This window comes from Thalassospira sp. Z349TD_5 (genome assembly GCF_056173045.1).
On the sequence record NZ_CM149654.1, the window covers coordinates 660,076 to 672,703 of the forward strand.

Here is a 12,628-nt window from a genome sequence, read left to right on the forward strand (position 1 = left end):
TTTGGGCGTCGGCATTTCCGGTCTTATTGAGCCTGGCCGGTGGATGGGGATTGCGCATCCAGTCCATCGGGTTTGATCCGACGCCGAATGTGATTTCCTCTTTGCTTTGGAATTATGATATATATAATGAATTACGCAATATGAAATTTATAAAGGTAATTTTTTGACCCAGTTTCCGACAAAAGACCTTTTGACCGATCAGGTTGACTTGGATGCACCAGACGCAATGAGTGCAACCGATGCGGCGGACACGCGCAAAGGCATCCAGTCGGTTGAGGTCAGTGGTGTCATCATTGCCGCTTTATGCGATTTCAAATTCCCGGTCCCGCTAAAGGACCTGGCCGCCGCGGTCGATATGTCACCGGCCAAGGTGCATCGTTATCTGGCAAGTCTGGTGCGGATCGGTCTTGCGTGGCAGGATGACCAAACCGGGCTTTATGGGCTGGGCCCGATGGCGCTTCGTATGGGAATTTCGGCGATTGAGCGCAATGACGTTGTCATGCGTGCCGGGCGTTTATTGCGAAAATTGGCCATTGAATTGCGCTCATCCGGGCATCTGGCAATCTGGGGTGAACGCGGCCCGGTTCTGATCCGCACCGAACATGGCGGTCCGCCGATCATATCAACCATGGGGTTGGGAACGGTCATGCCGCTTTTGCGCTCAGCCACCGGGCAGGCCTTTTTGTCGGCCATGCCCAGAAGTGCGATCGAACATGTCATTCACGCCGAACAAGACATCCTGCATTGGGATGATGCGACGGTGGATCGCCTTGTTACCGATACCCGGGCGCGCGGCGCGGCGGTGATCGAAGGCGATATTGTGCCCGGCTTATCGGCGATCAGTGCGCCGGTTTACAATTTGGACGGGGCGGTGGCGTGCTGTGTGACGCTGATGAACCCCAAGGCCGATTATTTTCAACCCGGACACCCGGCCTTCGATGCGTTCCGCACTGAAATTGATGCATTCACCCAAAGTTGGGGCGGTGATCCGCGTGACGAAGATTGAGGTGGCAAAGGAATGCTGATCAAAGATCGTTCAGCTTCGTCAGGAGGGCAGACAGCCGACTGAAATCATCCTCACCCAGAAAGTCGCGGACTTTTTGGTCATAGGCAATGCCTGCTTTGCAAAGCGACGCAAACGCCGACTGGCCTTGGGAGGTTAATTCAAGGCGCTGAATACGGCGGTCCTGTTCGTCCTGACGACGTTTTAACCAGCGGCGCTGCTCGATGGAAAAGACTGCGCGCGAAACCTTGGTTTTATGAAGCCCGGTATGGGTAACGATTTCGGTCGCAGTCAGCGCGCCATATTGGCCAAGGGTGGCAAGAACGCGCCATTCGGATCGGGTCATCCGGTATTGATCGCGATAAATGTCGCGGAAACCGAAACTGACCTTTTCGCTGGCGTGATGCATCAGAAACGGCAGAAAGCTGTGTAAATCGAACTCGGGTTTCATGGCTGAAAAAGGCCGTTTGATAGTTACAAAAATAATGGTTACGAATGTAACTATATCAAATATTGTTAGGGAAAAGGCAATGACCGATCATATCGCAACCCGCAAAACCGCCCAAAACGGCGCAAGCAGCGATTTGTCTTACATGCCCGGTTTTGGCAATGATTTTGAAACGGAATGCCTGCCCGGTGCACTGCCCCAAGGGCAGAACAGCCCGCAAAAATGCCCGTATGGCCTGTATGCCGAACAGCTTTCTGGATCACCCTTTACCGCACCACGCGGCACCAATGAACGGTCATGGTTGTACCGTATTCGCCCCAGTGTGCGCCACAATGGCCGGTTTAAATCCCTCTCCCTGCCTGATTGGAAAACCGCCCCTTGCGTCGGCGATCATAGTCTGGCCCTTGGGCAGTTGCGCTGGGACCCGGTCCCGATGCCGTCCGAACCAACCGACTTTATGACCGGCATGCGCACGGTGACCACGGCCGGGGACGCCATGACGCTCAGCGGCATGGCAAGCCACGTCTATGTCTGCAATACCGATATGGTCGATGATTACTTTTTCAATGCCGATGGTGAAATGCTGATCGTGCCCGAAAGTGGCACGCTTCGGATTTTCACCGAACTTGGCATCATGAATGTTGAACCGCTTGAGGTCGCCTTGATCCCGCGCGGTATGATGTTCAAGGTATCTATCGTCAAAGCCGGAATTGACGGCGGGGCGCGGGGCTATGTCTGTGAAAATTACGGCGCAAAATTCACCCTGCCCGAACGCGGGCCCATCGGGGCCAACTGCCTTGCCAATCCGCGCGATTTTAAAACGCCCGTGGCGGCTTATGAGGATAAAGAAACCCCGTGCCGGATTTTGATCAAATGGTGTGGCAAGTTCCATCAAACCAACATCGACCATTCGCCTTTGGATGTGGTGGCGTGGCATGGTAATTACACGCCGTTCAAATATGATCTTCGGACCTTTTCGCCGGTCGGGGCGATTTTGTTTGATCATCCCGATCCGTCGATCTTTACCGTTCTGACCGCCCCCTCGGGCGAGGCCGGGACTGCGAACATCGATTTCGTCATTTTCCCGCCGCGCTGGATGGTCGCCGAAAACACCTTCCGTCCGCCATGGTATCACCGCAACATCATGTCCGAATTCATGGGCCTGATTTGCGGGCAATATGACGCCAAGGAAAAGGGGTTCGTGCCCGGGGGCATGAGTTTGCACAACATGATGCTGGCCCATGGTCCGGATGCGTTCGGGTTTGAAAAGGCATCGAACAGCAACCTTGGTCCGGAAAAACTCGAAGGCACCATGGCGTTTATGTTCGAAACCCAATTCCCGCAGCAACTGACCAAATTCGCCGCCGAACTTGAAACCCTTCAGGATGATTATCTTGAATGCTGGGACGGGCTTGAACGCAAATTTGACGGCACCCCGCAAGGTCGCCCATGAAGCCCAAATTTAAAGCCCAAACTTAATGGCCAAACGACAAAAAGACGATTTTCTGGACTTAACGACAAGAATGCCGGAGGCATGAAACCCAATGAAACTTGCAACCCTTAAAAACGGTACACGCGATGGCCAACTTGTTCTGGTGACAGGTGATCTTTCACATTATGTCGATGCCAGCGCGATTGCGCCCACCTTGCAGGCCGCCCTTGATGACTGGGCGATTGTTGCGCCGCGTCTCACCGAACTGGCTGATGAAATCGCCGCCGGGTCATCGATTGCCAAACGCGAAGCCCTTGATACCACCCAGCTCCATTCCCCCTTGCCGCGCGCGTTTCAGTGGGCGGATGGATCGGCCTATGTCAACCATGTCGAACTGGTGCGCAAAGCCCGCAGTGCGGAAATGCCCGAAACATTCTGGACTGATCCCCTGATGTATCAGGGCGGATCGGACCGTTTTCTGGGGCCATGTGATGATATTGCAATGGCCGATACTGCGTGGGGCATTGATATGGAAGGCGAGATTGCGGTTATCACCGACGATGTCCCGATGGGTGCCAGCCTTGATCAGGCACGCGATGCCATCCGCCTGATCATGCTGGTCAATGATGTGTCGCTGCGCGGGTTGATTCCCGGCGAACTGGCCAAGGGATTTGGCTTTTTCCAGTCCAAACCATCTTCCGCCTTCTCGCCGGTTGCCGTCACCCCGGACGAACTTGGCGATGCGTGGGATGGGGGCAAGGTGCATTTGCCTTTGAACGTTGATTTGAATGGCAAACCGTTTGGCCGGGCCAACGCGGGTGTTGATATGACCTTTGATTTTGCCCAACTGGTTGCGCATGCCGCACGCACACGCCCGCTTGGCGCGGGCAGTGTGGTCGGGTCGGGCACGGTGTCAAACAAACTGGACGGGGGCCCGGGCAAGCCGGTCGCAGAAGGCGGGGCGGGATATTCCTGCATTGCCGAAATCCGCATGATTGAAACCATTGAAACCGGTGCGGCCAAAACCCCGTTCCTGCAGTTCGGTGATCGGGTCAAGATCGAGATGCTGGGAAAAGACGGCACATCGATCTTTGGCGCGATCGATCAGACCGTCACGCAATATAAGGGCTAAGGTGGCGGATCATGGCTGAGGTCGTTTTATATGATTACTGGCGATCCTCAGCCAGCTATCGGCTGCGGATTGCCTTGGGGCTTTTGGGCATTGCGTACCGCACGGTGCCGGTGGATTTGCTCGCCGGGGGGCATAAGTCGCCCGCGTACCGGCAACGTAACCCCCAAGGATTGGTGCCCGCGCTTGAGATTGACGGGATCATGATGACCCAGTCGGTGGCGATCCTTGAATATCTTGATGAAACCCGACCGGGGCAGGGATTGTTGCCCACCGATACCTTGGCCCGCCAACGGGTTCGCGCACTTTCACACGTGATCGCGATGGATATTCATCCCGTTTGTAACCTTGGCGTGGTGCGCCATGTCATGGATATGGCCACCACCCACGGCGAGGACCCCGATGCGGCGCGATCAGAATGGATGGCAAAATATATCGGATCGGGTCTGGCCGGGTTTGAGGCCATGCTGGCCCAAGGTCCTGAAGCTTCCCAAGGCGATTTCTGTCATGGGGGTCGGCCCGGCATGGCCGATATCTGCCTGATCCCGCAGCTTTATAATGCCCATCGCTGGGGCGTTGATACCAGCCGTTTTCACCGGATCAAGGCCATTGCCGAACGATGCAGTACCATCAAGGCGTTTGAAAACGCCCATCCTGATCATTGCCCGCGATAGCCCGTTTCAAACCCCAATCGCCATGCCGTCGCTGCGCGGGTCATGCGCCCCATCGACAAAACCGTCTTCATCAATGCGGATGATCCCCGCCTGACCGGCAAGGGCACTTTGGGCTTCGATCTCACGCAAGATATGCCCGCGTTTGGCAAGGGCATCAAACACGTCATCCCCGGCATCGGCTTCAAGTTTCAGGCTGTCATTGGCATCTGAAAATGTCTTGCCCAGCAAGAAGCGTGGTTTTGCCAATGCCTCAGCAGGCGACAGGCCAAAATCAAGTAAACGGCTAAGGAGCATCGCCAATGTTTGCGGCTGTCCATCCGCACCCTGCGTCCCATACAGCAAATGCGGTTTGCCGTTCTTAAGCGCCAAGCCGGGGTTGAGGGTATAAAATGGGCGTTTGCCGGGTTTGAGTTCATTGGGGTGACCGGGCTGGGTGCTAAAGGCAGCCCCCCGATTTTGCCAGATGATGCCGGTATCGCCCGCGACAACTCCGCTGCCCCAATCAAAATAGGTACTTTGCAGCACACTGGCGCAATTGCCCTGTGCGTCGGTTGCCGCCAAAAACACTGTATCGCCATGGCGGAACGGGTGGGGCCAATCCATTGCGTGCGCGGTTGAAATATCGTCGGCGGCGGATGTCAAAACACCATCGGTCAACATGTCGCTCAGATCATCAAGATTGAAATCCGGGTCGGCAATGCGGTCGCGTGCCAGAAACGCGCGTTTAATCGCCTCAACCACCAGATGGTAATGATCGGCCGCGCCTTCGGCCCAGTTCTTTGACCCCAGTTCGCGCAAGATGCCCATGGTCATCAAGGTTGCCAATCCTTGTGTCGGGGCAGGCGGGGAAAACAGGGTCACATCGCCATAAACAAGCGACAGGGCATCGGTCGTGCGCGTGCGTGTTTTGACAAGATCGTTTGCGGTGATGGGCGATCCGGTGTTCGCCAGGCCCGCAACAATGCGCTTTGCCAGTTCGCCCTCATAAAAGTCACGCGCACCGTGGGCGGCAATCCGTTTCAGGCTATCGGCAAGTTGCGGTTGTTTAAAGGTTTCACCGGGTTTGGGCATACGGCCATTTGGGGCAAAAATTTCGGCAAATCCCGGCCATTTTTCAAACTCGTCTTTGCGAAAATCCAGCCAGAAGCATTGTGACGCGCTCATCGGGAAACCGTTTTCGGCCAAATCAATCGCCGGGGCGATCAAATCCGAAAGCTGCTGTTTCCCGCCCCAATGACGCGTCGAATGATCAAGGGCATGCTGCCATGAATCGACCGTGCAGGCGGTGGTTAATGTCGATCCCGGTCCGCGAAGGGAAATCGCGGTGCCCGGTGTGATGGTTTCACAGGCATTTTCACCTGCCTGACCAATGCCAAGGAACGATTGAACCTTGCCCGATTTGTCCGACACCATCCAGACCGCATCCCCGCCAATACCGCAGAAATGCGGGCATGTTACCGCTAACATCGCGGCTGTGGCGACGACCGCCTCAATCGCGGTGCCGCCATCGCGCAGCACGTTTGCCCCGGCTTGGCTGGCGGCGGTGCTGGGGCTTGTGACCATGGCGCGGAAGGTGGAAGGGGCCGTTATGTCGGTCATGGCAGCGGTTTCTTTCCGTAAATTCAGATAGGGGTATCTGTGGTGGCTAAATTGTATGCAATCAACTATACAAACGAGACGGGTAAATTGTATGGCGCATCAAACGTGACGGATCGGCATGAAGGCATCTGATAAGGTAAAACATCGCACCGACATGATCAGTTCGGCATTGCGGTCGGCCATTCTTGAACGGGTATTGATGCCCGGTATGAAGCTGCCCGAAGATTCGCTTGGCGAACGGTTTGGCGTCAGCCGCACGCTGATCCGCCAATCGCTTGAACGCCTTGCCGCCGAAGGCCTGATTGAGCTTCGCCGTAACAAGGGGGCGATGGTTGCCAAGCCCAGCCTTGAAGAAGCCCGCGATCTGTTTGAATTGCGCACCCAGATCGAAGACCTTGTGATCAGCCGGGTGATCAAGAATATGACGCCGGACATCATTGCCGAACTTGAAGGCCACCTTGCCAAGGAAGTCGAGGCCGAACACGCGGCCGAGCCAAAATCGATCCGGCTGGCGACGGAGTTTCATATCTTGTTGGCAAAACTTGCTGGAAGCCCGGTTTTGCTGCGCTACGTCGAAGAAATCGGCTATCGCTGTGGCTTGACGCTGTCGCTGTATGCCCGGCCCCATTCGACCGATTGCGGCATTGCCGAACACCGCCAGATCATCGAAGCCCTGGCGACGGGCGATGAGGAAACCGCGCGCAAATTGATGCGCCATCATCTTAATGCCGTTGCCGACCGGGCCCTTTTCACCACTGACGAGGGCGGGCCGCTTGTGTATCTTGATGCGCTTGAACCCTATGCCAAAAAGGTGCGTGACGGCGGCGCGTGATATACGCAAACCGCCGTGCGCATAACCACCCGTCCGCAAGATCAGTCGGTTATCAGGGATATCGGGGTGCCTTTGCATCCGTGTCACCAGCTAGCTGTGATTAGGCCCGAATGCCCTTGCGCACCAGAATGCGTTCGGCACTTTCATTCCAGACATCCATTTTGACGATCTTGCCGTTTTTGATCACAAAGCGATCAACATACCGGTTGCCGTCAAACGCTGTGCCATCCGGCCATTCGCCGTACAGCCAGCCGGTACTGTAAACCACGGTTTCATCGTCATTCTTAGCGACGTCAAACTGACCGAACTTCTTTTTCACCCATTTATAACGTGCCGCGTTAAACGCGGTTGTGCCTGCCGGATGGTCGTATTTCTGACCATCGGTAAAGGTGATGACAACATCATCAGACATGAATGTCGCGGCCAGATCCGGGTCGGGCTTCATCGATGCATCCAGGAAATCGCGCACGGTTTTGGCTTCTGGCGGCAGGGTATCAAGCACGTTTTGTGCGGGTGTCTCAGTCATTTGGAAATCCTCATTCACGGCATTTGATCTGCGATAAGCATAATACGTGAGCAGAAAATTTGCATGCACTAATTTTATGCAATAATTGCATGCAATTTGCGTATACATAAGGCAATGCACAAATTTCACACGGTTAAAAATCTCGTAACTATCTGATTATATTGAATTCCTGTTTTTGGCACGCCCCTTGCTGCAGTGCGAAGGTCATTTGGCGCGCACCGTGAAACTGCGACGACCAACTGTAAAAGTCATATAATCAGGGAGTCTCACATGCCTATTTCTTCGCCTATCCCGAAACTCACGCGCCGTGCCGCCCTTCTGGGTGCTGCGGCGGTACTGATGTTTTCCGCCGTCTTGCCCGCCCATAACGCCCGTGCCGAAGATACCGTCAAGCTCGGCCTTGTTGCTGCGCTAAGTGGTCAGTCGGCCAAATCGGGTGAGGCGATTACGCGTGGTATTATGCTTGCGATTGACAAGATCAATGCCGACGGTGGCGTTCTTGGCAAGCCGCTTGAACTTGTATCGCGTGATGATGAAGGCAACCCGGGAAAAGGTCTGGTTGCTGCACGTGAACTAGCCCAGCGCGAAGGTGTTGCTGCGATCATTGGGGGTCTTGATACGCCGGTTTCCTTCGCCATTGTCCCGTTCGTCAATCAGCAGAAAATTCCGTTCATCGGCCCGTGGGCAGCAGGCACCGGGATCACCAAAAACGGTGCGGATGAAAACTATGTCTTCCGTGTTTCGGCCGTGGATGAATATGTTAACGAAGCGATCACTGAATATCTGATTGCCAATTACGGTGCGAAAAAACCGGGCATGATCCTGATCAACAACTCGTGGGGTGAGTCCAACGAAAAGGGTTTGCTCAAGGCACTTGATAAACGCGGTATGGAACATGCCGGGATTGAAAAGTTTGAATCAAACGACGTTGACGTTGTCCCGCAGCTGACCCGCTTAAAAGAAAACGGTGCAGATTCCCTGTTTGTCGTGGCCAACGTTGCCCCGACCGCACAGGTGATCAAATCGCTTGATCGTATGGGTTGGGATGTGCCGATTTCTTCGCATTGGGGCCCGGCCGGTGGTCGTTTCACCGAACTTGCCGGTAAATCTGGCGAAAAGGTCCACTTCATTCAGACCTATCTGTTTACCGATGCGGCCGATCCGATGTTTGTCAAGCTTCAGGAAAAGTTCCCTGAGATCAAAACGCTGGCCGATGTGACCCCGGCAACCGGCATTGCCAATGCCTATGACGCAACCCTTTTGACGGCTGCTGCAATTGAAAAGGCTGGCTCGACCGATGGTGCGGCCATTCGCCAAGCCATGTACGAGATTTCCGGCATCAAAGGCATGATCAAAACCTATGACATGCCGTTCACCCCGGATGATCAGGACGCGCTTGGTCCCGAAGATTACACCTTCGCGCATTTCGTCGAAGGTCAGATCATTCCGATCAAATAATCGATCTTTTTCACCCCTTGCGGTGCTCTGTGCCGCAAGGGGTTTTATCCCTTTGAACGCTGCACCTATGTGCAATCGACAAGCAGGTAACCGGCAATGACACTCTTAATCGCAGCCCTGATTACCGGCATCGGTCTTGGCAGTATGTACGGACTGGTCGCACTCGGATTTCAGATCACCTATTCGGTGTCCTCAAAAGTCAATTTCGCGCAAGGCAGCATGGTGATGCTCGGTGCGGTATTGGGGTTTGTGTTTTGTGAACAATATGGCTTTCCGGTTATTCTGGGCTATCCGCTGGCGATCCTGTGTTGTGGTGTGGCCGGTATTCTGGTGGAGTTTTTCCTTGTCCGCCCGTTTGCCATTCGCAATTCCGAAGCCTGGCTGATGGCAACGGTTGCGGGCGGTATCCTGCTTGATAACGTGGTGCTGTTCACCTTTGGCAATGAGCCGCGCACATTGCCGTCAAACCTTGTCGGTGAAAGCTGGAATGTGTTTGGCACCGGGGTGTATCCGCAACAAATCCTGATCCCGATTGCCGCCATTGGTGTCGCACTGGCCTTGCACGCGCTGTTTCGCCATACCCGTCAGGGGCGCGCACTTTTGGCCGTGGTGCAAAACCTTCAGGCCGCCAAGCTGATGGGCATTAACACCACCGTCATGGTGACCGGATCGTTTGCCATTTCATCCATGCTGGCGGGCTGTGCCGGGCTTTTGATCGCGCCGTTGTTTTCCGTACATTCCGATATGGGCACGTTGTTTGGCCTTAAGGCGTTCGCGGTTGCCATTCTGGGCGGGATGACATCGGCCTATGCGGTGATGCTGGCCGGATTTATCTATGGGCTGGTCGAGGCCGGTGTCACCACCTATCTCGGCTCGTCCTATACCTTCATTGTCGTGTTTGCCTTGGTGATCGCGGTTCTGACCATCAAACCAAGTGGCCTGTTTGGCCGTGCTGCGATCAAAAAGGTCTGATGATGAAAAGCCTTCCCAAATTCAAAAATCCCATCCCGAAGTTGAACAAACCCGTGGCACTCGATTGCACGATTATTCTCGCCGTCATCGGTGGTCTGATCGGCGTTTCGATCACTGGCGGCTATACCCAGTTCATCATTGGCCTTGTCGCCATCACCACGGTTTTATGTGTCGGTCTGAACGTCCTGTATGGTTTGACCGGTCTTGTATCACTGGGGCAGGTCGGGTTCTTTGCCATTGGTGCCTATGCCAGTGCGATCCTGACTTTGGCCGGGGTGAATTTCTGGTTCTCGCTGGTGGCGGCAACCGTGATTGCCGCGATTGCGGGCTGTGTGCTGGCCATATCGGCGGTCCGGAAGGCCGGGCCGTTTTTGGCGATGGTAACCATTGCATTCGCCTTTATTGTTGAGCATGGCGCAATTGAATGGCGGTCTTTGACCGGCGGGCAAAATGGCCTGATGGGCTTTCCAATGCCGCAAATCGGATCTTACGTTTTTGCCGAGCGTGATCTTGTGATGCTGTGTGTGATTGTCGGCGGGATTGGTTTGCTGGCGTTCCGGCGTCTGGCCGTTAGTGGCTGGGGCATGGCCATGACCAGCATGCGCGATGCCGAAATCGCCGCCAGTTCCCTTGGCTATAACGCCTTTGCGGTCAAGGCATCTGGCTTTGCCATTGCGGCTGCCATGGCCGGTCTGGCGGGTGCGTTGTACGCACCTTTGATGATGTTTATCGCACCTTCGAACTTCCCGATCAGCCAGTCGATCCTGTATCTGTTTGCCGTCATTCTGGGCGGGGCGGGGACGGTGCTGGGGCCATTGGTCGGGGCATCGGTTTCGGTTTTATTGCCTGAACTCCTGTCTGATTTTGCCGAATATCGCCTGCTGATTTTTGGCGCGCTTTTGATTGTGGTGCTTTTGATTGCACCGCGCGGGTTGGTTGGGGTTGTTGAACGCTTCATCCCGATTGCCAAATGTGGTGTTAAGGCCGTTCCACCCGCCGACATTGAAGCCGGGCTCAAATCATACCCAAAATCTGACGGCTTGATTGTCGATGATGTGTCGATTGCCTTTGGCGGGGTCAAGGCGGTCAACAGCGTTTCCTTTGCCGCCAAGCCGGGACAGGTAACATCGATCATCGGCCCGAACGGGGCGGGTAAAACCACGCTTTTGAATATCATTAGCGGCTTTTACAAACCAACCGACGGGGCGGTGCGCATCGGTGATCAGGATATTGCCGGACGCCCCACCGACTTTGCCGCACGCAGTGGCATTGCGCGGACCTATCAGGCAACCCGTCTGTTTGAAAACATGTCCGTGATCGACAATGTGATCGCGGGCCTTCCGGTCGGGCGGTTTGGCACACCGTTTTCGGTGATTGCATCGGACAAAAACCGCAGCCACGCGGCAGGACTTTTGGCATTTTGCGGTTATGCTGGCGATATTGATGCCCGGGCCGGTGATTTGCCGCATGTGGATCGCCGATTGGTCGAAATTGCCCGGTCACTTGCCACCAAACCCGGCGTGTTGCTGCTTGATGAACCGGCAGCTGGTTTGATGCATGCCGATAAGGTGTCACTGGCCAAACTGTTGCGTCAGTTGGCCGATGCCGGGATGACGGTGGTGTTGGTCGAACATGACATGGAAATGGTCATGGGCATTTCCGATCATATTCTGGCGGTTGATGCCGGAACACCGATCATTTTCGGATCGCCGCAGGCGGTCCAAAACGATCCACAGGTGATCGCGGCCTATCTTGGCGATGGGGAAATGAAGGCCCGCCCGCGTCCCATTCCGTTTGAGCCGGGTGCTTCCCCGGTAATTGAAACCCTGCGTCTGACGGCGGGATATGGTGCCGCACCGGTCTTGCAATCGGTTGATTTAAAAGTCCAACAGGGCGAAATGGTCGCCCTTCTGGGCGCAAACGGGGCGGGTAAATCAACCTTTCTGACCGCCCTTGCCGGGCTGTTGCGCCCGGTCAAAGGCAGCATTGTTTTAAACAACGAATATATCCATACGCTGGCCCCCCATCAGATTGTCGAACAGGGCCTGATCCTTGTCCCCGAAGGACGGCAGGTCTTCCCCGAACTGACCGTGCGCGAAAACATCGAACTGGGTGCCTATAAACAACCAAAACCGGTCAGTAAGGATGAACTCGAAGCCATCCTGAAACGCTTCCCGCGCCTTCGTGATCGCATCAACAGTCTGGCCGGACATTTGTCGGGCGGTGAACAGCAAATGATGGCGATTGCGCGTGGATTGGTGGCAAAGCCAAAGGCACTTTTGCTTGATGAGCCATCCCTTGGTCTGGCCCCTGCCATGACCGAAGAACTCTATGCCATTCTGGGTGAACTGCGTGATGACGGGGTGACGATCCTTCTGGTCGATCAGATGGCGACCATGGCGCTTTCCGTGGCCGATTATGCCTATGTCCTTGAACAGGGACAGGTAGTTGCCCAAGGCAAGGCGTCCGAACTTCGCCGCGATGAACGCCTGATTGCCGCCTATCTTGGCGGTGCCGAACAAACCACAAAAGAACCCAAAAAGGTTGCACAGTAA

11 protein-coding genes are annotated in these 12,628 nt (G+C 55.1%); 8 read left to right on the top strand and 3 right to left on the bottom strand.

The window, feature by feature from the left end:
• The first annotated feature begins 163 nt into the window (after positions 1-163).
• A complete protein-coding gene (locus AC0VXT_RS02950; protein ID WP_475547434.1) occupies positions 164-1,006 on the top strand; it encodes an IclR family transcriptional regulator in 843 nt (280 codons plus the stop codon).
• 19 nt (positions 1,007-1,025) lie between these two features.
• On the opposite strand, the gene AC0VXT_RS02955 is transcribed toward AC0VXT_RS02950, so the two are convergent.
• Positions 1,026-1,454, bottom strand: coding sequence for a MarR family winged helix-turn-helix transcriptional regulator (locus tag AC0VXT_RS02955; RefSeq protein WP_417823081.1), 429 nt, complete (start codon positions 1,452-1,454; stop codon positions 1,026-1,028).
• Between the two features lie 79 nt (positions 1,455-1,533).
• Between AC0VXT_RS02955 and hmgA the strand changes: the two genes are divergently transcribed.
• From hmgA to maiA, 3 genes are all read left to right on the top strand, one after another.
• Positions 1,534-2,904, top strand: coding sequence for a homogentisate 1,2-dioxygenase (gene hmgA / locus AC0VXT_RS02960; RefSeq protein ID WP_475547435.1), 1,371 nt, complete (start codon positions 1,534-1,536; stop codon positions 2,902-2,904).
• A 91-nt stretch (positions 2,905-2,995) separates the two neighbouring features.
• On the top strand, positions 2,996-4,015 hold the full coding sequence (locus AC0VXT_RS02965; protein ID WP_475547436.1) for a fumarylacetoacetate hydrolase family protein: 1,020 nt from the start codon (positions 2,996-2,998) through the stop codon (positions 4,013-4,015).
• A gap of 11 nt (positions 4,016-4,026) precedes the next feature.
• Entirely contained in the window at positions 4,027-4,686 is a 660-nt protein-coding gene (gene maiA, locus AC0VXT_RS02970; RefSeq protein ID WP_475547437.1) for a maleylacetoacetate isomerase, read from the top strand.
• Positions 4,687-4,692: 6 nt separating this feature from the next.
• Here maiA and AC0VXT_RS02975 read toward each other — a convergent pair whose 3' ends face one another.
• Positions 4,693-6,285 carry a gamma-glutamyltransferase family protein gene (locus AC0VXT_RS02975; protein WP_475547438.1) on the bottom strand — a complete coding sequence of 531 codons (1,593 nt, stop codon included), beginning with the start codon at positions 6,283-6,285 and terminating at the stop codon, positions 4,693-4,695.
• Positions 6,286-6,403: 118 nt separating this feature from the next.
• On the opposite strand from AC0VXT_RS02975, the gene AC0VXT_RS02980 reads away from it, so the two are divergent.
• Entirely contained in the window at positions 6,404-7,117 is a 714-nt protein-coding gene (locus AC0VXT_RS02980; protein ID WP_475547439.1) for a GntR family transcriptional regulator, read from the top strand.
• A gap of 100 nt (positions 7,118-7,217) precedes the next feature.
• Here AC0VXT_RS02980 and AC0VXT_RS02985 read toward each other — a convergent pair whose 3' ends face one another.
• A complete protein-coding gene (locus AC0VXT_RS02985) occupies positions 7,218-7,643 on the bottom strand; it encodes a nuclear transport factor 2 family protein (protein ID WP_475547440.1) in 426 nt (141 codons plus the stop codon).
• 270 nt (positions 7,644-7,913) lie between these two features.
• On the opposite strand from AC0VXT_RS02985, the gene AC0VXT_RS02990 reads away from it, so the two are divergent.
• The 3 genes from AC0VXT_RS02990 (at position 7,914) to AC0VXT_RS03000 (ending at position 12,628) form a co-directional block, all read left to right on the top strand.
• The gene (locus tag AC0VXT_RS02990; RefSeq protein ID WP_475547441.1) at positions 7,914-9,101 is read left to right on the top strand and encodes an ABC transporter substrate-binding protein; all 1,188 of its coding nucleotides are present in this window, start codon (positions 7,914-7,916) and stop codon (positions 9,099-9,101) included.
• Positions 9,102-9,197: 96 nt separating this feature from the next.
• Entirely contained in the window at positions 9,198-10,073 is an 876-nt protein-coding gene (locus AC0VXT_RS02995) for a branched-chain amino acid ABC transporter permease (protein WP_277278538.1), read from the top strand.
• The gene (locus AC0VXT_RS03000; RefSeq protein ID WP_475547442.1) at positions 10,073-12,628 is read left to right on the top strand and encodes a branched-chain amino acid ABC transporter ATP-binding protein/permease; all 2,556 of its coding nucleotides are present in this window, start codon (positions 10,073-10,075) and stop codon (positions 12,626-12,628) included. Before AC0VXT_RS02995 ends, AC0VXT_RS03000 begins: the two co-directional genes overlap by 1 nt.